Origin of the sequence: Williamsia deligens, from assembly GCF_024171765.1 — a bacterium.
Classification (GTDB): domain Bacteria; phylum Actinomycetota; class Actinomycetes; order Mycobacteriales; family Mycobacteriaceae; genus Williamsia_A; species Williamsia_A deligens.
This window is the reverse complement of the sequence record NZ_JAMTCI010000001.1, coordinates 704,626-725,291: the sequence shown is the minus strand read 5'-3', so window position 1 is coordinate 725,291 and position 20,666 is coordinate 704,626. Positions and strand designations below refer to the sequence as shown.

Genomic DNA, 20,666 nt, shown 5'->3' with positions numbered 1-20,666 from the left:
TGATCGAGAGGACTGAGGGGCAATGGTCGGATTCACCGGTGTGCGGTGGGAGGTGCGGCCGGCCGAGGAGCTGAGCCGTCAGCTCTCGGCCGGCGCCGGCGAGCGCCCGATGTTCGAGGCCGCCCTCGCATGGGGATCCGTCGCCGCGAGCCTCCACGAGCTCCGGGAGGAGTTCGCAGCGGTCCGCAAGATCGTCGACGACGGCTGGACCGGGTCGACACGCTCGGGGGTTCTCGCCGCCATCGACAAGCTCAGCGCCTGGGTCACCGCTGTCGGCGACGACGCCCGTGCGAACGCGAAAGCCGCTGAGCGACAGGCCATCGCCCACACCGTCGCCGTCGCCGCCATGCCCGATGCCCACGTGATCGCCGCGGTGGGCCAGATGGAGACCGCGTTGAAGGCGGTGACGGCGCAACCGTCGGCGTTGATCGCCGGGGGCATCGCGAAGCTCGACGAGCAGGCGATGGGCATGAAGGCGCAGGCCTCACGGGTGATGGAGACCTACGAGGAGGCCACGACGCCCGTCGCCAGGCCGTGGGAGCCGGCGAGGGTGCCCGCGGGTCTCGTCCACGCACCGGCGGCCGCGGCGAACCGCGATGCCGCGCAAGCGGGCCTCGCGGAACAGGATTCGGCCGCGGTCGCCGCCGCCCAGGGCGCCATGGTGGCCATCGCGGCGATGAGTGGAACCACTCCGGTCGCGCGTGCGTCCAATGAGTACGTGACGCAGACATCCCGCGCCGCGGGCCAGGGCGTCGTGAGCGAGGAGGTGTCGGTGGTGGATCAGGGTGCCACCACGGTGGCCGGTGGGCCTGCCGTCGCACCCGTCGCCCCGATGGCGTCGGCGTCGCACTCCGGTGTCCCCACGGCACCGGTCGCCGGCACGAACTATGATTCTGTACAGGAGGCCGTCGCCGACGGTCACGTGGACGCCGCACCCCCTGTCCTGGGCGTCTCGGATCGGGAGGGAGCGTGATGGTCATCGACACCGATGTGGTCCACCGCTTCTCGCTCGTCGAGATCCTCACCCTCTGTGACGCTCTCGCACTGCAGACCATGCCGACGGTGTTGCGGATCGAGGAGACGCCCGACGACGGACTCACGGCGCAGTCGCGAGACGACGCGCGCGCGGCTCTGGAAGCACGCGACGTCATCGACGACGCCGGCAACGTCGACCTGCACGTTCGGTCCATCCTCATCGCGGCCGCTGTCGCCGACTGGATCGTGGAGATGCGACGAGTCGACGTCACCCAGATCCTGCGCGTGTGCATCGTCGCCTCGGCCGACCGCAGGTTCCTGCTGTCCCGCAACGGCGATGCCTTCGCGGTGCGGGAGGTCGTCGCCGGTGACGACGCCCGCCTCGTGAGGTCGGAGATCGTGGCGTTGATCGGGGAGGCGCCGGGCGCGGATGTGCCCGAGCTGCGTGTCCCGAGCGACGTCCTCGACACCACTTTGCGCTCGTGCGCGGATGAGACCGACTACGCCGCAGCCTTCTTCGCCCTCGGTCAGCCTGAGCCGGCCGCGCGTCGGCTCGCGGCGACCCTGGTGGACTGCGTCGGACAGACCGAGATCGTCGCCCGCGCCGACGACGCCGCACAGCGATCGGTGATCGCTGTCTTCGACACCGCCCGCGGACGGGTGCTGTCGGTGGCGACCCCGTCGGTGTCCGGTGAGCGGTGGACGTCCATCGGCGCCGGCGACGGCGCCCGCGTCGCGTCCGCGTTGCGACAGCTCGCACACACACTTCCCGGGGGCGTCTGATGACCGCCGGCTGGGATCGGTGGGGGAACCTCCTCCGCCACACCACAGGCGTCCGTGAATCGGACACGACGAAGGAAGAGATCTGATGGCCAATCAGGGCACCAATATCGACACCGGGTCAGTCGACCAGCTGCGGCAGCAGGCCGAGTCCCTCCAGGAGCACATGCGGACGACGCTCAACCAGACCGCCGCGGTCGTGCAGGAGGCCGGTGGCGCGTCCATCTGGGCCGGCGACGCGTCGCGGGAGTTCCAGAACGTGAACGCCCGCTACCAGGAGGGGTCGACCAAGCTGCAGCAGACCATGCAGGAGGTCCTGCAGAGCGTCAACGCGGGCACGAAGAACTACTCCAGCACCGACTCCGACGCCTCGGCCGGCCTGCGCAGCGCCGGCGGCGGCCTCAACCTCTGATCCTCCCGACCCCTCACCCCGGCGACACCCAGAAAGGTCTCGACACCATGAGCGCAGACGGACTCATCGTCTACAACACCGGCCAGCTGACGCATCTCCTCGGGGAGATCCACTCGAAGATGGGCCAGTTCAACCAGCTGAACGAAGAGATGCAGCAGATCCGCACCAAGATCGAGCAGAGCTGGGATCCCCAGTCCGAGGCCGCTGCGTCCTTCCGGGCCGTGCACCAGAAGTGGACCAGCGACGTCACCGAGATCCAGGGTGTCCTCGCCCAGATCATCCGCGCCGCGAGCGACGGTCAGGGCAACATGTCCGACACCGAGCGTGCGGTTGCCCGGACCTTCAACGCCTGAGCCACACCATCTCACCGCGACGGGCGGTGCACCGGACATCCGGTGCACCGCCCGTCGTCGTTGGTGGTGCGCCGTCGTCGGTGATGGAGCGCAGTGTCAGCCCTCGCCCAGTGAGTGGCGACTGCGGCGGTCCTGGGAGGGAGCGGGTTGTCCACCACCGACTGGCGCGGGTGCCTGCTGCGGGCGCCGTACGGGACGACCGCCGTCGATGAGTGCACCCTCCGACGGGAGCGCGACCAGTGTCGCGGCGCACGTCTCGGTGCGGGTGACGATGTAGGCGCGTGACTGGTCGCGGGTGTCCTGGTAGATCGCGACATCCGATGTCTCGTCGAGCCGTTCGGGGATGCCGGCGGTGCGGTGGACACGCAGCTGGGTGCCGACCGTGGGGTCCTCCGTGGCCTCGCGGGCGTCGAGGATGCACAGCGAGTACTGCGCGATCGAACTGCGCTGCTCGATGGGCGACCCGAACATGAACAGCGTGCGGGGGTCGTTGACGTTGGCGACCAGCGCGGCCCAGGTGTCCGGTCGGTCGGTGCGGATGACGACACGGGCACCGACGGCGATGGCGCGCACCACGATCTGCTGCGTGAGGAACGCCGAGCCGTAGACGTCGACACGACGCACGTCGGATCCGAAGAGCGGGATCGCGATCGCGTCCCCGGAGGCGTTCGCGCCGAACAACTGGCCGTGACCGCCGTCGACGACGCGGATCTCGTCGAGGGCGTCGAGATCCAGGACGTCGCGCGGGAGCGCGGAGATGCTGTCGCGGCCGGCGGGGAGAGTCCGTGCGAGAGCGGCGCGTTGGTGCCCGTCGAGCCGTCGCAGTTCCGCCGGGGGCGAGAGGGTGAGGTCGCCGACCGTCGAGTACCGGACCACCGTTGACAGCTCGTACCCGGCTCCCTCACGGCGCAGGCGGGTGGCGCAGGTGGTCGAGAGGCTGGGGGTCGTCCAGATGTCGGTGCTGAGATCCGCGTCGACGGTGCGGGTGACGGCGTAGCAGGTGGTGGAGTACGACCCGTCCGCGATGGACGTCCACCCCTCGGCGGCGTCGTCGACCTGGGCATGGTCCACGAGTTGTGCACCCATCGCGGTGATCCCGGCCGCGGAGAGGATGGAGGGCCGGTACCCCTCGTGTGCGAGGTGGTTGGCGACCCGCCGGGTCGCCGTGACGGCGGTGCGCAGGACACCCGTCGGGCCGCCACCGCGCGCGGCGATGGCATCCGGGCACAGCAGCGGGTTCAGACGCAGCACCACCCAGACGTCCTGCTGGGGGACGGTCGGCAGGTTGGCGGTCAGCGTCGAGTAGGGCCCGGTCAGGTGCGCCGCTGCCCGGGAACGCCAGCCGTGCGCCACGACGTCGATCGATTCCAGCTCGATGTCGAACTGCGACAACGCCCGCGCGACCACACCCAACGACAGCCCGGAGGTCGAGACGACGGTGTTCGACGGGATCAGCGCGGTCGGTGCGACGGGACGCGCGATGCGGATGACCGTGATGAGACGGTCGTCGGCCCAGCGCAGTCCGATGGCGGTGCCGTCGGACTGGGGGAGATCGAAGGGCACCGGCGGGTCATCGGGAGTGCGTCCCGACCGTCGTAGGTAGGCGAGACGACGGGCGACCCGGCCGTACACCGAGATGTCCGACGGTGCGCGGACGGCCAGGAGTGCGCCGATGATCCCGACCGCGACGGTCGCTACGGCAGTGGGGATCAGGGCCACCCCGACGGCGCGCAGCACCGCGAACACGATGACCGCGACGACCTCCGCCGCGATCACCGACGGGAGGGGGAGCGCCCGGACGAGAGCAGACGCTCGGGGCGAGGAGCCGGGCCGAGTCGGGTGCGCCACGTCCAGTACCTTAACAGCAGTTCTGTACAGCTGAATGGGTGTGGAGCACTCGCGCGCGGACGGGGGAGGCCATGGCACAGCGGACGACGAAGTCGCAGGTGAGCGGCTATCGCTTCCTGTTGAAGCGTCTTGAGCACGCCCTTGTCCGGCGCGACATCCGCATGATCCACGACCCCATGGGCGGGCACGTGAAGGCGGTGATCGTGGGCCTGATCCTGACGCTGGTGGTGGTGGGCGGTGCCGTGGCCCTCGGCTTCTTCAAGCCCCAGGGATCGGTGGGCGACTCGACGATCGTCATGAGCAAGCAGTCCGGTCAGCTGTACGTGATCGTCGACGGCCGTCTGCACCCCGCCCTGAACCTGGCGTCGGCGCGTCTCGTGGCGGGCAAGGCCGAGAAGCCCGCCTCTGTCAGCGATTCCGTGCTCGCCGACTACCCGCGCGGGGCGCAGCTGGGCATCCCCGGCGCGCCGAGCGACCTGTCGGCGACGGGTGCGCCCGGGGTGTCGCAGTGGTCTGTCTGCGACCGTCTCGACGAGCCCCGAGACCCCGACGGCAGCCCGACCGTCGGCGTCATCGCGGGCGCGCCGGTCCCGGGCCCGGGGGCACGGGATCTCGGTCCGTCGGACGCCTTGTACGTCCGCAGCGGCAACGACCGCTACGTCCTCTACCGCGGCACCCGCGCGCAGGTCGATCCCGACGACGTCGTGGTGCGCCAGGCTCTCGGCCTGCAGTCGGTGGACGCCCGCTCGGTCAGTCCCGCTCTGCTGGATGCGGTCCCGCCGTCCCGCCCGATCGCGGCGCCGGAGATCCCCGGGGCGGGCGACGCGTCGAGATTCGGCCTGAACGGTGCCCGGATCGGGTCGATCATCCGGGTGTCCAGTCTCGACACCGCCGCCGGCGGCGGCGATCAGCTCTACGTCGTCCTCCGCGACGGGATCCAGAAGGTGTCGCCGTTCGTCGCGGACCTGATCCGCGCGTCGGTCGCGACCAGCGGCCAGCCCATCACGGTCAGCCCGAGCGCGATCACCACGGTTCAGCCGGTCGAATCGCTCTCCGTCGCGGGCTATCCCGACACTGCACCCACGGAGGTGGAGGGGACGTCGCAGAAGGCGCTGTGCTTCGGATGGCGCAAGGACGGCGACACCGCGGCAACGGTCGGACTGGCACTCGAGCCCGATTTCCCGGTGGCCGACCAGAAGACCCTGGTGTCGACGGTGGGTGCCCGCGCGGACGGTCTCGGTGCCGACGTCTCGTACGTGCCGCCGGGCACGAACTACTTCGTCCGGACCACCGGGAGCGACCCGGACAGCGCGCAGACGGCGTCGGACTTCCTCGTCGCGGACACCGGTGTGCGGTACGGGGTCCCGTCGAGTGCGACCGGTGCGCTCGGGATGCCGGACCCGCTCACGGCGCCGTACCCCATCGTCAGGTTGATGCCGCCCGGTCCCGCCCTGGCCCGGAACACGGCGTTGATCGAGCGGTCGGACGTGACGCCGGACGCCGGGTCATGACCGGCGGCGTCAGTCGCCCGCCGCGCGGTGTCGCGTGCGCAGGGTGTTGACGACGCGGTTGAGCATGGAGGCGAAGCCCTTGTGGTCCACGCCCATCGCCACCCCCGGCTCGTCGACGATGAGCAGGTAACGACCGTCGTCGACGATGTCGCGGAAACGCACCTCCAGAGCCGTGGGTCGACGTCCGTCCGCGATCGAGCCGACCTGGACGCGCAGGCTGCCACAGGTCGCCGGGTCGGGGCGGGCGAATGCCGTGGCCGCCGTCGGCGTCCGGGGCTCGACGACGGTCGAGACGGTGCCGATGTCGAACCCGGGTACCGGTGCGAACGCCACCGTGGCGTCGGTCGTGAGCGTTCCCGCCCCGGGCGACCGCGGGAGCAGGCCCACCAGGTCGTGGGTCCACTGCGACGGTGCGTGCTGGGTGATCGCCACCGTCGCGCCGCGGTCGACGGTGGCACCGAGGTGTTGGCGCGCAACGTACACCGTCGTCATGTCGGCCGTGGCGGACAGGATGCGGACGTGGTGGCGGGGGTCGGCGAAGTCGCGTCGCGCGTCGAGACCGGTCGCCGCGATCGTCACCCGGGGGCGGGTGATCGCGTCGATCGCGGCCCGCTGCGGAGGCGTCAGGTCGGAGAGACCGGGGAGCCGCGGCGTGTCGGCTCCCGCTGCGACATCGGCGTCGGCGTAGGCGAATTCGAGCGGGTAGTCCGCGGCGTCCGACTCCTCCCACAGCTGCCGGAAGTGCAGAGTGCTCAGCCTCCACGCGTCCACCGGGGCCATCAGTAGTCGATGCCCTCGCGCAGTTGGCGTCGGTCCCCTCCACGCCGTCGGAGGAGGATCCAGGCGATGACGGACAGCACGGCGGCGCCACCCGCGACCCCCAACGCGACGTAGCGCGGCACCGGACTCGGCGCCGCCGGCGCGGCGGCGGGACGCAGCGGCTGCTCGGCGAAGACGTTGCGCGAGTCACCCGTTCGTGGATCGGCGGGTGATGCGTCGGCCGGTGTCGAATCGGGGGTCGTGGTGGTCAGTGCGGCGACCGGGTCGATCAGGCCGTATCCGACGGCCCCGTCACGACCGTCGGCCGGATGGTGGGCGGTCCGGGTGATCCGGTCGATGACCTGTCGGGCGGTCAAGTCGGGGAACCGCGACCTGATCAGTGCTGCGAGACCGGAGACGAGCGGCGCCGCGAAGCTGGTGCCGGAGATGGGCGCCGGGCGGCCTTCGTCACCGACGTTCGCGTCGATGATCATCGGCCGCGTGGAGGTGTTGAGCGACTCGATCTCCGACCCGGGTGCGGCGACGGTGACCCAGGGTCCGGCGAGGGAATAGGTGGACGGCGTCCCGTCGGCTTCGACGGCCCCGACGCTCACCACGTACGGGCTGAAGTAGGCGGGCGTCGCCTTCGTCGTGACCGTCGACCATGGGTCCGGGTCGCGACCGCCCTGGGCCGCGCTGTTCTGCGGTGAGCACCCACCCTGCTGCGTGATGTTGTCCGCGGCGGCGACGACCACCACGTTGCGGTCGTAGGCGAAGCGCACGGCCGCACCCAACGCACGATCACCGAGGTCGGTGCCGGCGGAGGCGCAGGCACCCACCGAGATGTTGATGACGGTGGCACCGAGGTTCACCGCCCGCACGACCGCCCGCGCCAACGTGGTGACGTCACCGACCCCGTTGTCGGAGTTGTCCGGAGCCGTCGAGATGGTCGAGGAGTCCCGGCGCGAGTCGGCCGGACCGTAGACCGAGGACGACTGCCGGATGGCGATGACGGAGGCGTCCGGCGCGACGCCCGCGAACCCGTCGTCGGGCGACTGCTTCGCGGCGATCAGGCCGGCGACCTGCGTGCCGTGCCCGTCGCAGTCGCCGGTGCCGTCGCCGGAGGAGACGTAGTCGCCGCCGGGTGTCACCGACAGTCGTGGGCTGCGGAACACACCGGTGTCGATGACGGCCACGCGCTGTCCCGCGCCCCGCGAGAAGGTCCACGCCTTCTCGATGTTCAGCATCTGCAGGTTCGCGGGTCGGGCGATGTGGTCGGACTTCGTCGACACCATCGCCGAGCACAGGAACGCCTTCTTGGTCGGCGCCGACGGTGCGATGGGGCTCTCCGACGGCACCGGCCCACCGACGGTCGGCGGTGACATCGCCTGTGCCGTCGCGGGCATCACCAGCCCGGTGAGCGGGAGGGCCGAGGTGGCGGCGACTCCCACGACGCCCGCGACCACGAGGCGCAGGAGGGGTCCACCTGCGCGCCAGGTCGTGGGGTCAGCGGTCACAGTGCGCCGCGGGCGAGCGAGTACAGCCCGATGACCCACGCCGCGATGGGCACCGTCGCGGTGATGACCAGGTACTCGGCGATCTCGCCGATCCTGCGCATCACGGGGGAGAACTCCATCGTCGGCGTGACCACGCCGAAGAGGAACGAGGCCGCCGAGACGACGAGGGTCAGGCCGACGGCGAGCACGGCCCAGATCCCGTCGGCGACGGACTGCACCGCGACGACCCCGAGGAGCGCGGAGGCGCCGATTCCGATCATCCCGGCCGCCTGTACGAGGTCGCTGTGGGAGCGGCCGCGCAGGACGATCGCCGCGGCGACGAGCACGCCGAGCACCAGCGACTTCCAGTCCACATCCGGGTGGGGCACGGCGACCACGACCGCCGACACGGCGGCGACGGCGGCCGCACCCAGCATCAGCCCGGACATGTGGGCGTTGGCGGCCTTGGCCCGGATCTCCAGTGCGGCGGTCTCGGGCAGGGCGACAGCACCGATCGCCGCGACGCCGGCGTTGATGTTCTGCTGGTCGGGCGGATCGATGTCGTCGAGCGACGCACCGGCGGACGGGACCGTCGGGATCGGCAGGCGCACCAGCAGGATGGTGAGGCGCGGGGCGATGAGGGCGACCAGCATCGCGACGACGGCGAGGACGGCCGCGGTGTGCTGCACGGGCGCACCGATCAGCAACTGACCCAGCGCGCCGAGCGTGACCAGCGCGGCGACGGTGATCGACGCCAGGTGCGTGAACGGCTCGCCCACGGTGACACGCAGCGCGACCACCGCGACCAGGAGCGCGACCCCCGCACCCAGCAGGACGTTCGCCGCGTTGTCGGCGGCGCCGAGGGTGGCGAAACAGCCGACGAAGACCGCGACGCACGACGCCACCGTCAGCGCCGCACCGACGACGCGGTCGGCGCCGTTGGCGCGCACCACGAGGTCGGCGACGAAGAAGACGACGAACGCGACCAGGGCGACGGCGCCGAGGTCGTACCGGTGCGACGACCACGAGGCGACCATCGTCAGCACGCCGGAGACGACGACGGCGAGGAGGAACGCCACCACGCCCACCCAGCGGGCGGCGGTGGCCGACCACGAGCGGAACTCGCGGCGGGTGATCCCGGCGACGGCGTCGATGACGTCGTCGTAGACGGTGGGCAGTTCGGCGGTGCCCTCGGAACGGAGCACCAGCAGATCGCCGTCGTGAATGCCTGATTCGATCAACGTCCTGGTCTCGTCGAGCACCGGCTGCCCGACCTTGCCCAGCGTCCACCGGACGGCGAGGTCGTCGGGGACACGTTCGGGCTCGCCGAACTGGTTGCGGAGCAGAAGCCCGGCGAGCTCGGGGATGAGCGACGCGAGGGGGACGTCCGCGGGCAGCGCGACGTCGACCTGGGTGCGGCCGCTCAGCACCGACACCCGGGCGAGTTGGGGCTCGACACGGCGGGGTGTGCTGTCACGGGAGAGCGGACCGGTGGCCAGGGGTCCGGCCGACATGGCCGCGGCGACACCGGGACTCCCCGGCATGGGGCCCGGTCCGGGCGGGTACGTCGTCATCGGCAGCCAGCGCCTCCCTGTCAGCTGTGCGAAACGTACGATAGCCGACGCAACGTTCGCAGGTGACGGGGAGGCCGAGAGCATGACGACCGAGGGATTCGTCCGTCGAGCGCGGGCTCCGCGCCCCCGTCTCCCCGGTGGGGAGATGGCCGTGCAGGCCCCGCCGGAGATCCCGCGCGCCGTCCCGGCGAGCATCCTCACGCGCATGCTGCCGCTGGTGATGGTGGTCGCCATGGTCGGCATGATGGCGCTGTTCTTCACGGCCGGGTCCTCGGCGCTGAAGAACCCGGTGACGCTGCTCTTCCCGATGATGATGCTGATGTCGATGGTCGGCATGTTCGCCTCCGGTGGCCGCGGTGGGGGACCCCGTGCCGCCGAGCTCAACGAGGAGCGCAAGGACTATCTGCGCTATCTCGGCCGTCTGCGCAAGGACGTCGACGAGACCGCGACCGACCAGTTGCGCGCGCTGTCCTGGTCGCACCCGGCGACCGGATCGCTGCTGCCCGCGGTGGGTTCGCGAAGGATGTGGGAACGACGCACCGACGACGCCGACTTCTGTCATGTGCGCCTGGGCATCGGCGCCCAACGCCTCGCCACCCGGCTCGCCCGCCCGGAGACCGGGCCCCTGGAGGACCTCGAGCCGGTCTCGGTGATGGCGCTGCGCCGGTTCATCCGTATGCATGCCGTCGTCCGCGGACTGCCGACCGCCATCTCGCTGCGCGCGTTCCCCGCCGTGACGATCGAGGGCACGACGGAGCGGGTCAACGCACTCGCCCGGTCGATGATCCTGCAGCTGTGCACCTTTCACGGTCCCGACCTCGTGCGGGTGGCGATCGTCTGCGCCGACCCCGACACGACCGAGTGGTCGTGGGCGAAGTGGCTGCCGCATCTGCAGCACCCCACACGGCGTGACGGAGCCGGCCCGGCCCGGATGCTCTACCAGTCCCTGCGGGAGTTCGAGGAGGACCACGACCCCGAGCTGACGGAACGCCCGCGGTTCTCGCGCAACGCGACCCCCGCCGACGGTCGCATCCAGTGGCTGGTGGTCCTCGCCGGCGGATACGTCAACGGCGACGAGCGGTCGATCAACGACGGTGGACTGGACTCGGTGACCGTCCTGGGCCTCAACGACAACCCGCTGACGCTCGCCGCACGGCGAGGGACGCAGCTCGTCATCGACGGTGGCGCCCTCGGTGCGCGATCCGCCTTCGGTGTCGAGAACTTCGCCGCCGCCGACGAGATGACCGTCGCCACCGCCGAGGCGGTGGCACGGCGGATGGCGCGCTACTCGCTCGCCACCGCGGCGCAGCTGGTGAACCTCGACGCAGACACCGGGCCTCGCGACCCGGGCCTCATGCGACTGCTCGGCATCGCCGACGCGGGCGCCGTCGACCCCGACCGTGTGTGGCGTCCACGGACCCCGCGCGACCGTCTCCGGGTGCCGGTGGGCGTCACCGAGAGCGGTCAGCCCCTCGAGATCGACATCAAGGAGGCGGCCGAGAACGGGATGGGGCCGCACGGGTTGTGCATCGGCGCAACCGGTTCGGGCAAGTCGGAGTTCCTGCGGACCCTCGTCCTGTCGATGGTGACGACGCATGCGCCCGAGGCGCTGAACCTCATCCTCGTCGACTTCAAGGGTGGTGCGACGTTCCTCGGGCTCGACGGCCTCCCGCACGTGGCCGCGGTGATCACGAACCTCGAGGACGAGCTCGCCATGGTCGACCGCATGCGCGACGCCCTGGCCGGCGAGATGAACCGCCGCCAGGAGTTGCTGCGGTCGGCGGGCAACTTCGCCAACGTGGCCGACTACGAACGAGCCCGGATGAACGGCGCCGCACTCGACCCGCTGCCCGCGCTGTTCATCGTCGTCGACGAGTTCTCCGAGTTGCTCTCGCAGAAGCCGGATTTCGCCGAACTGTTCGTGATGATCGGCCGGCTCGGCCGATCCTTGCAGATGCACCTGCTGCTGGCCTCGCAGCGGCTCGAGGAGGGCAAACTGCGTGGCCTCGACTCGCATCTGTCCTATCGCATCGGGCTGAAGACGTTCTCGGCCAGCGAGTCCCGAGCCGTCCTCGGCGTCCCGGACGCATATCACCTGCCGGCCGTGCCGGGGTCGGCGTACCTCAAGTGCGACTCGTCGGAACCGGTCCGCTTCAACGCCTCCTACGTCTCGGGACCGTACGTCCCGTCCACCGTCACCACCCGCCGCGGTGACACCGCGGGTCGATCGGGTCCGACGGTGCCCATCCGGCTGTTCACCGCGACACAGGTCCCCGACGTGCGCCCCGCCGTCGACGAGATGATCGACGTCGCACCGGACCCCGTCGACACCACCCCGGCACTGCGCGACGGCCGCGCGGTGACCGTCCTCGACACGGTGGTAGCCCAGCTCGAGGGGCACGGGCGATCCGCCCACGAGGTCTGGCTGCCGCCACTGGAGGACTCCCCGTCCGTCGACTCGCTGCTGCAGGTGCGTGACTGGCGATCCACGGCGTCGAAGCCCGTCTCGTCGTTGCGGTTCCCGGTGGGGATCGTCGACCGTCCCTACGACCAGCGTCGTGACGTCCTCACCCTCGATCTCGCCGGCGCGCAGGGTCACGCCGCGGTGATCGGCGGGCCGCAGTCGGGCAAGTCGACCGCGCTGCGGACACTGATCCTGTCCGCGGCGGTCACCCACACCCCCGACCAGGTGCAGTTCTACTGCCTGGACTTCGGTGGCGGCACGCTCACCGGTCTGGCGAACCTGCCGCACGTGGGTTCCGTCGCGACGCGCCTCGAGGAGGACCGGGTCCGTCGCACGGTCGCCGAGGTCATGACGGTCCTCCGTCGTCGGGAGGCACGGTTCCGCGAACTGGGCATCGACTCGATGCAGGAGTTCCGACGTCGCCGATCATCGGGGGACGCGGGTGTCGCCGACGAGCGATTCGGTGACGTGTTCCTCGTCGTCGACGGCTGGGCGACGATCCGGTCGGAGTACGACGCACTGGAGGACACCTTCTCCGCGCTTGCGGCACAGGGCCTCTCGTACGGCATCCACCTCGTGGTGAGCGCCTCGCGGTGGATGGAGATCCGCCCGGTGGTCAAGGATCTCCTCGGCACCCGCATCGAGCTCCGTCTCGGCGACCCGGCCGACTCCGAGGTCGACCGCAAGGTCGCGGCCACGGTCCCGATCGGCCGCCCGGGCCGGGGCCTGTCGCCCGACCGTCTGCACATGCTCATCGGGATCCCGCGTCTCGACGGCCGCTCCGATGTCGTCGATCTGTCGGCGGGTGTCGCCGGGGCGGTCGCGGCGGTCGCCGGGTACTACCCCGACCAGAAGGCGCCCGCGGTGCGGATGCTGCCCGAGCGGGTGGACCGCGAGGACGTCGTCGCCCGGGCGTTCGGGGCGACGACGCCGCGCCCGACCCAGGTCGCCATCGGCATCGACGAGGCCGAGTTGTCGCCGGTGGTGCTCGATTTCGCGACCCAGCCGCACTTCCTCGCGTTCGCCGACGTCGAGTGCGGCAAGTCCACGCTGCTGCGCACCATCGTGCGGGGTCTCGTCGAGAACGGACGCCCCGCGGACACCAAGATCCTGGTCCTCGACTACCGGCGGACCCTGCTGGGCGAGGTGTCGGGCAACCACCTCGCGGCGTACGCGACGTCGGGGCAGCAGGCGGAGCCGCTGGTGCAGGAGCTCGCCGGGGTGCTCGCCGGGCGCGTGCCCGGCCCGGACGTGACGGCCGCGGAACTCCGCGACCGCTCGTGGTGGGAGGGCCCGGAGATCTATGTCGTCGTCGACGACTACGACATGGTCGCGGTCGCGTCGGGCAACCCGTTGCTCCCTCTGGTCGACATGCTGTCCCAGGCGCGTGACATCGGCCTGCATCTGATCGTGGTGCGCCGCAGCGGCGGTGCGTCACGCTCGCTGTTCGACCCGGTGATCAGTCGTCTGAAGGACCTGTCGGTGGACGGCCTGATGATGAGCGCGCCCAAGGACGAGGGGGTGCTGCTCGGCACCACGAAGAGTGCGCCGCGTCCGCCCGGTCGCGGTGTGCTCGTCACCCGTGCGGGCGACCGCCTGATGCAGGTCGCCTGGTCGCCTCCGCTGGACTGACCCCGGATCTCAGTCGATGTCGTCAGCGTGGCAGGCGTCATTCGAACATCCGACATGCTGGCCGTGTCGGCGCGTCGTCGACCGCGTCTGTCGGACTATTCCGGCATGCACAATCCCGTCGCCCGTCGCGTCTCATCAGCACTCGTCGTCGTCGCCGTCCTCGTGATGGCTCTCGTCGCCGGACCGTTCGTCACCGGCGCCGCCACCGCCCGCGCCGACACGGGTGTGGTCCACAGCGTCAGCGACGGATGCGGATCGGGGTACTACGAGAACTCCCGAGGGCGATGTACACCCGTGCCCGACGGGAGCACCACGAGCATCCGGTGCGCCGACGGCACGTACAGCCACGCCGAGAACCGGAGCGGGGCCTGCTCGCGACATGGCGGGATCTCCGGTGGCTCGGCGGGCGGCGGCAGTGGCACGGATCCCGCGGTGGCACTCGGTGCCCTCGGCGTCGGTAGCGCGGTGGTGGGGGGTGCGCTGCTCCTGCCGTTGCTCCTGGGTGGGCTCCTGTTCGGCAGCTGACGCTCACCGCTCCTGTTCTGTCGGGCGCAGGGCGATCTCGCTGATCGCGGCGTGGTCGGGCTGGGTCACCATGAAGACGATCGCCGCCGCGATGTCCTCGACGAGCAGGGGGGAACCCTGCGTCGCGTCGGGTGCGCCCTTGCCACCGCCGGTCGTCATCTCGCTGCGGACGATGCCGGGTTCGATCAGCCCCACACGGACCTGCTGACCGGCGAGTTCGCGGCGCAATGCCTCGGCGAAGGCGTTCACGGCGTGCTTCGTCGCCGAGTACACGTTGTTCTCCGACGTCGGCACACGTCGTCCGGCGAGTGAGCTGACGGTGACGATGTCGGCCACACCGCGCGCGTGTCCCACAGCCGAGATCACGTGCGGCAGCGCGGCGTGAGTCGTGTTCAGGACGCCGTTGACGTTCACGTCGACCATGCGGTGCCAGTCGGCCAGATCGGCGTCGACGGCGGGACCGTTCGCGAGGAACCCCGCGTTGTTGACGAGGATGTCGATCCTGCCGAACTCGTCGGCGATCCCGGCGACGACGGCGGCGACGGCCGCGGGATCGGTCACGTCGACCTCCTGTGCGCGGGCCTGACCGCCCTCGGATGCGATCGACGACACCAGCTCGTCGAGCCGGTCTCGGCGTCGCGCGAGGACGACGACGGTGGCGCCCTCCGCGGCGAGCGCCCGCGCGGTCGCCTCACCGATCCCGCTGGATGCTCCCGTCACCACCGCGATCGTGTCGGTCAGTCGTCCCTGCGTCATTGCCGTCCCCTCGTCGTCGAAGTCTCGACGAGTACCGACGGTTCCGCCGCGGTCGGCATTCCCGGGCGCTGATCACAACGGGCTGCCCGGTGGGACCGACGGGTGTGTGTAGAGGCAGAACGGGTGCCCCGCCGGATCGGTGAGGACGTACAGCGGTTCATCGGGATCGTCGGTCCGGTGCTGCCGCAGGGTGGCGCCGAGTCCCTGCGCACGGTCCGCCTCCGCGTCGAGGCGGTCGGGATCGTCGACGTAGAAGCAGAGGTGCATCTGCATCGGCACCTCCGGCGACGGCCACGTCGTCGCGGGCAGGACGTCGGCCTGCTGGAACGCGAGCAGTCGCTCGCCGCCCGCGGTGTACAGGACCAGCCAGTCGGCGTCGTCGGTGCCGTCCGTGGGCGGCTCGTCCCCGGCGCGGTAGACGAGTCCGAGGAGTCGTCGATAGAACTCGGCCGTCGTCCGCACGTCGACCGCGTCGACGACGACGTTCGCCAGTCGGGGGAACTCGCTCATGGTGGGTCCTTCGTCTCGGCGGGTCGGCCCCGGTTTCCCGGCACCGGCCCGCCGAAACGCCGTCCGCGGCCCGCTGGTGTCTCAGCGAGGGTGCCGGACAACCTGGCCGACGCGCAGGACACCCGCAGGGTCGTACTGCTCGCCCAGAGCGGCCAGCCAGTGACGTGTGTCCTCGTCGTAGCACCGCGCGATGCGCTCGGGGTCGCCCGAGGCACCGAAGTTCGCCAGGCGGCCACCCGTCGACCACGGCTGCATCGACGCCATGAGGCCGGCGGCGTGCCCGGGCACGATCGCCGCGATCTCCGGGGCGAGGACGCCGATGGCCATGAGCGTGTACTCCGCGTCCCGCTGGCAGAACGCGCTGTCGATGGCGGCGGGCCGGGCGAACGCACCCCCGAGACGACGGATCTCGACGATGACCTGCGGCGACCCCGACTGCGGTCCCGCGCCGGTCATCATTGCGTCGACGGCCTCGTCGGGCAGGGCTGCGAGCAGCGTGTGCTGTTCGGTCGACGGCATGGGGTCGACCGGGTCCGCGTGCACGGCACCGATCGCCGCGTAGGGCATCACGCCGACCATGTCGATGATCGGCTCGGCGACGGCACGCATCGGCGCGAGGAGGCGCGCGGCCTCCGTCGGCTCCGCGGTCGAGGTGTAGCGGACGGCGACGGTGAACCTGCCCGCGAGCGGCGGCGGCACGTCGGGCAGCGGGGGCAACTGCAGGAACGCGATCGAGGTGTTGGCACTCTCGGGCAGTTCGAGGCTCCAGTCGCGCCAGGTGCGCAGGACCGCGTCGGCGTCGGCGCCGTCGAAGTACAGCGCGCCGCCGTGGAACGAGGCGATCGGCAGCAGGTCGATCTCGACCGCGGTCACGATCCCGAGGGTCCCCTTCCCGCCGCGCAGGCCCCAGAACAGGTCCGCGTGCTCGTCGGGGGTGACCCGCAGGACGTCACCGGCGCCGGTGACGAGGTCGAACGCGCGCACGTGGTCCGACGACAGGCCGTGGGTGCGGACGAAGGGGCCGATGCCGCATCCGGTGAGGAACCCGACGACGCCGACGGACGGTGACGAGCCCACCAGCGGGGCCAGGCCATGCGGCGCGGCGAGGTCGATGACCTGCTGCCACCGCACGCCGGCACCGATGCGCGCGCTGCGACCCGCCTCGTCGACCACGCACTCGGTGAGGTCGCCGGTGTGGACCAGCACCGAGGTGTCGTCGATCGGGACGGCCCCGTGTCCGGTGGCGGCCACGGCGACGGTCAGACCGTGCGCGGCCGCGACCCGCATCGTCGCGGCGACGTCGTCCGCGCCGACGGCGAAGACGACGGCGGCCGGTGCGACGGGGACGGCGACGTTCCACGGCATCGCGCGCTCGTAGCCGGGCTCGCCGGGTGCGGCGACCGTGCCGGTGACGTCTGCGCGCAGGGCGTCGAGGAGCTCGACGTCGGCGGTGGGTGTGGGGGGCAGTACTGCGGTCATGATGTCTCTTCCTCGCCTGTCGCAGGCCCGGATCCACGATGTCGTCCGGGTTCGGGAGAACAGTGCGACGAGCGGCTTGGAGAGAACTTGGAGATCGGTGGGGGCGCTAGCCGGTGCCGACCGCCTCGGCGACGCCGAGCATGTCCAGAGCGCGCGCACGGTCGTGGATGTCGGCCAGCTCGGCGTCGCGTCGTGCCGACGGGGGATCGAGCTGGGCGAGGCAGAGGCGGGCCCGCAGCACGGTCGGCAGACCGTCGGTGCGCTCGCCGAGACGCAGCGCCTCGAGTGCATGTGCCCGCGCCTCGTCGACCCGTCCGGTGGCGGCGTACAGCCGGGCCAGGGCCATCGCGACCGGTCCGACGCAGCCCACCTGACCGACGATCGCGACGCGATCCGACCACGGCGCGAGGTCGGCGATGAACCGGTCGTGGTGGTCGGCGAGTTGGAGGTCGACCGCGACGTGGGCGAGCAGCGTCGCCGTGCCCAACGTGGTCCACACGTGCGCGCCGCGGTTGGCCCACCAGCGCGACAGCATCGTCTCGACCACCGTGCGGTCCCCCCGGGCACCGGCGACGGCGGCCGTGCCCGCCACCACCACGCCGACCATGCCGTTGTCGCCGCCTTCGTCGACGACGGACTGCATCCACCGCAGCGGGTCGTCGGCGGCGAAACCCAACTCCGCCAACGATCCCCGCTCCCAGGCGTAGGTCATCAGGGCGATCATCCCGCTGCCCGCCACGTACAGCTCGGTCTGCTCGTGCACCTCGCGGGCGATCTGGTACTGCCGGCGCGCCCCGGCCAGATCGCCGTGCCACAGCGCGATCGTCGACTCCATCCAGCGCAGCTGCGCACGGACGACGGGCAGGCGCAGCTCCTCGCTTCCCGCGATGCCGAGGGCCAGGTGGTGCTCGGCGAGCGCGACATCGCCCAGACCCATCGCGGCCATCGTCGCGACGGAGTGACCGATCACCGTGTCCACGCGGGACTGGGCGTGACCCAGGGACAGCAGACGGTCCACGCGGTCCAGGCTGTCGCGGCTGTGCGGTGCGACACCGGAATAGGTGAGCAGGTATCCCAGCAGGGCGTGGGCGGTCATGTCGTCGTTGTCGGATGCGGCGGCGAGATCGGCGGCGATGGTGAGGCATTCGGCCGGGACCGTCGAGTCGGGGTTGTAGCAGTGGCCGACGGCGAGGGCCGCGAGCACGGAGGTGTGCGCCTCGGGGTCGTCGGCGGTGAAGGCGCGGGCGCGCTCCAGGACGTCCAGGAGTGGGCCCGGGTCGGCGCTGGGGGCTTGCCACGGCCACCCACCGCTCGAGCGCAGCAGTGCCCCGGCGAGCCTGCCGGTGGTCGCCACCCGTCCGGCGTCCATGGCCTCCACCATCTGGGCGCGTGCGGTGTCGAGGACGGTCTGGCCGCGGCCGGCGCGGGATTCGGCCTGCAGCAACGAGATCGTGAGATCGTCGCGGACGGATGCGACCTGCCGGTGGGCCTCGACGTGGTCGTAGGCGTCGATGGCGGCGCGCCACCATCCCGCGGCGACCTCGGAACTCCAGCGGGCGGCCGCGTCGTCGGCGGCCGCGGAGCATGCGGCGACGACGTCGAGGGGGTCGACCAGCGGGCCTGCGGCCACGAGGTGATGCGCGCGGCGGCCGAGCACGTCGCCGGTCGGCCGGAGGGTGGCGAGGTGGTCCGCCACGCGGGCATGTGTGCGCCCCCGGGCTGACGACCGCATGGTCGCCAGCACCTCCTGCCGCAGGAGTCCGTGGGCGAAGACGTATCCGTCGGTGTCACCGGCCGCGGTGATGATGCGGTGGTCGGCGGCACGGTCGAGGAGGTCGGCGATGTCCGCGGCGGGCAGGCGACACACCGCCGTCAGGACACGCAGGTCGATCGCGTCGCCGACGACCGCCGCCACGCGCAGGACCTCCACCACCTCCTCCGGCAGCGATGCGAGGCGACGGTCCAGCACCGACCGCACCGCGGCCGGGATGTCGCCGCCGGCCCGCTCGTCGTGGGACAGTCGCGCGTACTCGGAGACGAACAGCGGGTTGCCGCCGGTGCGGTCGACGAGATCGCTGCGTTCGCGGTCGGTGAGGGAGTCCTCGGCGACCTGATCGGCCAGCGCCGCGACCTCCGACGGGCTGAGTGGGGGCACCGCGAGGTGGCGGTTGCCGGTGTCCCGAGCGGTGGCGGCGAGCAGTCGGGACACCGCCGGGGTGTGGTCGCCGTCGCGGATCGTGAGGACGACGAGCACGGGTACCCCCACGAGCGCGCCGGTGAGGAAGGTCAGGCAGCCCAGCGACGCCGGGTCGGCCCATTGCACGTCGTCGACCACGATCGTCACCGGCCGGGACGCGGTCGCCGCGGTCACCAGGGCCTGCACGCTCTCGTAGATGGCGAACCGCGCGGTGTCGGCGTCGACGCCGTCGGGCACCTCGACGACGCCATCGAGACCGCGCACCACCTGCCGCAGGGTCCACCACGCCGGCGCGGTCTCCTCGGGGTTACGGGCCCACACGACGGGGCCTCCGTGTGCGCCCGCGACCGTGCCCGCGTGCTGGGCCAGTCGGGTCTTGCCGATCCCGGGTGGACCGGCGAGCGTCAGCCAGCGTGTCGTCCCCGCGACGGTGTCGACGACGAGTCGGTCGATGACGTCGACCTCGCGACGCCTGCCGACCAGGGATGTCGGGGACGCAGCCGGAGCGGGGGCCACTTCGGCGCGGGTGGTCGCAGGGGTGGGCGCCTTCTGCGCTCCGGTCCATCCCGGTCGGCGGGGCCACGCCGCGAGTTCCGGGTCGTGGTTGAGGATCGACACCTCCACCGCGCGCAGTTCCGGGCCCGGTTCCAGACCGAGTTCGGCGTCGAGGTGGCGGGCATGCTCGCGCAGGACACCGAGCGCCTCGGGTGCGCGCCCGGCGCGGTACAGCGCGACCGCCGACAGCCACCACGAGCTGTCGCGCAACGGGTTCTGTTCCCGCAGGACCGTCGACTCCTCGATCGCGGGGGTCAGGTGCTCGGTGGCGAGCAGGGCCGCGACGCGGTGCTCCCGCATCTCGGTGTCGATGTCGGCCAGTGCGGCAGCGTGCGGCGCGACCCACTCGGCGTCGGCGAGGTCGGCCAGGAGGGGGCCCTGCCGCAGCGTCGACGCCAGCTCCGACTCCGCCAGCACGTCTGCCCAGCGCTGGTCGTCGACCATCGCGCGCGTGGTCGCCGCGCGGGCGCGGAACTCGGCCACGTCGACGGCGTCGGCGGGGACGTCGATGAGATATCCCGGCGGTTGTCGGACGATGGGCGACGTCCCGCTCGCGTCGTCCCGCAGGATGCGCCGCAGGTTCGAGATGTACGCGTGCAGGCTCGACATCGCGTTGGCGGGCCGACGCTCACCCCACAGTGCCTCGCAGAGGCGGTCGGTGGACACGACCCTTCCCGGGTCGAGCAGCAACAGTGCGAGGACCGTGCGTTGCTTGGGCGACCCGAGATCGCAGGGGACACCGTCCCGGGTCACCGCCAGGGGCCCGAGCAGTCGATACTGCATGGCCCTCCCCGACAGGTCGCAACAACTCGTCGACGCCGCCTCGGCTGCTCGCGCTGC

The 20,666-nt window shown here is 71.5% G+C and carries 15 protein-coding genes; 7 read left to right on the top strand and 8 right to left on the bottom strand.

Translation table 11 applies throughout. The features are described 5' to 3' along the window. Positions 1 to 22 precede the first annotated feature (22 nt). The 4 genes from LX14_RS03385 (at position 23) to LX14_RS03370 (ending at position 2,520) form a co-directional block, all read left to right on the top strand. Entirely contained in the window at positions 23 to 973 is a 951-nt protein-coding gene (locus LX14_RS03385; RefSeq protein WP_253645861.1) for a PPE domain-containing protein, read from the top strand. Beyond that, positions 973 to 1,758, top strand: coding sequence for an ESX secretion-associated protein EspG (locus LX14_RS03380; protein WP_253645860.1), 786 nt, complete (start codon positions 973 to 975; stop codon positions 1,756 to 1,758). The genes LX14_RS03385 and LX14_RS03380 overlap by 1 nt, the downstream gene beginning before the upstream one ends. Positions 1,759 to 1,843: 85 nt before the next feature. Continuing rightward, the gene (locus LX14_RS03375; RefSeq protein WP_253645859.1) at positions 1,844 to 2,167 is read left to right on the top strand and encodes a WXG100 family type VII secretion target; all 324 of its coding nucleotides are present in this window, start codon (positions 1,844 to 1,846) and stop codon (positions 2,165 to 2,167) included. 47 nt (positions 2,168 to 2,214) lie between these two features. Further along, entirely contained in the window at positions 2,215 to 2,520 is a 306-nt protein-coding gene (locus tag LX14_RS03370) for a WXG100 family type VII secretion target (RefSeq protein WP_253645858.1), read from the top strand. Positions 2,521 to 2,616: 96 nt separating this feature from the next. Here the strand turns inward: LX14_RS03370 and eccE are convergent, their stop codons facing one another. After that, positions 2,617 to 4,368 carry a type VII secretion protein EccE gene (eccE, locus tag LX14_RS03365; protein ID WP_253645857.1) on the bottom strand — a complete coding sequence of 584 codons (1,752 nt, stop codon included), beginning with the start codon at positions 4,366 to 4,368 and terminating at the stop codon, positions 2,617 to 2,619. 71 nt (positions 4,369 to 4,439) lie between these two features. Here eccE and eccB point away from each other — a divergent pair, with 71 nt between their 5' ends. Then, complete coding sequence (gene eccB / locus LX14_RS03360) at positions 4,440 to 5,879, top strand: type VII secretion protein EccB (protein WP_253645856.1); 1,440 nt, start codon at positions 4,440 to 4,442, stop codon at positions 5,877 to 5,879. A gap of 9 nt (positions 5,880 to 5,888) precedes the next feature. Here eccB and LX14_RS03355 read toward each other — a convergent pair whose 3' ends face one another. The 3 genes from LX14_RS03355 to eccD are packed head-to-tail and all read right to left on the bottom strand — an operon-like array spanning position 5,889 to position 9,708. After that, positions 5,889 to 6,659, bottom strand: coding sequence for a hypothetical protein (locus LX14_RS03355; protein WP_253645855.1), 771 nt, complete (start codon positions 6,657 to 6,659; stop codon positions 5,889 to 5,891). Continuing rightward, positions 6,659 to 8,155 carry a type VII secretion-associated serine protease mycosin gene (mycP, locus tag LX14_RS03350; RefSeq protein ID WP_308214064.1) on the bottom strand — a complete coding sequence of 499 codons (1,497 nt, stop codon included), beginning with the start codon at positions 8,153 to 8,155 and terminating at the stop codon, positions 6,659 to 6,661. The genes LX14_RS03355 and mycP overlap by 1 nt, the downstream gene beginning before the upstream one ends. Further along, complete coding sequence (gene eccD / locus LX14_RS03345; protein ID WP_253645854.1) at positions 8,152 to 9,708, bottom strand: type VII secretion integral membrane protein EccD; 1,557 nt, start codon at positions 9,706 to 9,708, stop codon at positions 8,152 to 8,154. The genes mycP and eccD overlap by 4 nt, the downstream gene beginning before the upstream one ends. An 82-nt stretch (positions 9,709 to 9,790) precedes the next feature. Between eccD and eccCa the strand changes: the two genes are divergently transcribed. After that, on the top strand, positions 9,791 to 13,804 hold the full coding sequence (gene eccCa, locus LX14_RS03340; protein ID WP_253645853.1) for a type VII secretion protein EccCa: 4,014 nt from the start codon (positions 9,791 to 9,793) through the stop codon (positions 13,802 to 13,804). Between the two features lie 105 nt (positions 13,805 to 13,909). Further along, a complete protein-coding gene (locus LX14_RS03335; RefSeq protein WP_253645852.1) occupies positions 13,910 to 14,329 on the top strand; it encodes a DUF3761 domain-containing protein in 420 nt (139 codons plus the stop codon). Positions 14,330 to 14,332: 3 nt separating this feature from the next. Here the strand turns inward: LX14_RS03335 and LX14_RS03330 are convergent, their stop codons facing one another. From LX14_RS03330 to LX14_RS03315, 4 genes are all read right to left on the bottom strand, one after another. Continuing rightward, complete coding sequence (locus LX14_RS03330) at positions 14,333 to 15,085, bottom strand: SDR family oxidoreductase (protein WP_253645851.1); 753 nt, start codon at positions 15,083 to 15,085, stop codon at positions 14,333 to 14,335. Positions 15,086 to 15,157: 72 nt separating this feature from the next. Next, on the bottom strand, positions 15,158 to 15,595 hold the full coding sequence (locus tag LX14_RS03325; RefSeq protein ID WP_253645850.1) for a VOC family protein: 438 nt from the start codon (positions 15,593 to 15,595) through the stop codon (positions 15,158 to 15,160). A gap of 81 nt (positions 15,596 to 15,676) precedes the next feature. Then, entirely contained in the window at positions 15,677 to 17,074 is a 1,398-nt protein-coding gene (locus LX14_RS03320; RefSeq protein WP_253645849.1) for an FAD-binding oxidoreductase, read from the bottom strand. A gap of 106 nt (positions 17,075 to 17,180) precedes the next feature. Beyond that, positions 17,181 to 20,609 (bottom strand): ATP-binding protein, encoded by a 3,429-nt coding sequence (locus tag LX14_RS03315; protein ID WP_253645848.1) that lies wholly within the window; start codon positions 20,607 to 20,609, stop codon positions 17,181 to 17,183. Positions 20,610 to 20,666 lie beyond the last annotated feature (57 nt).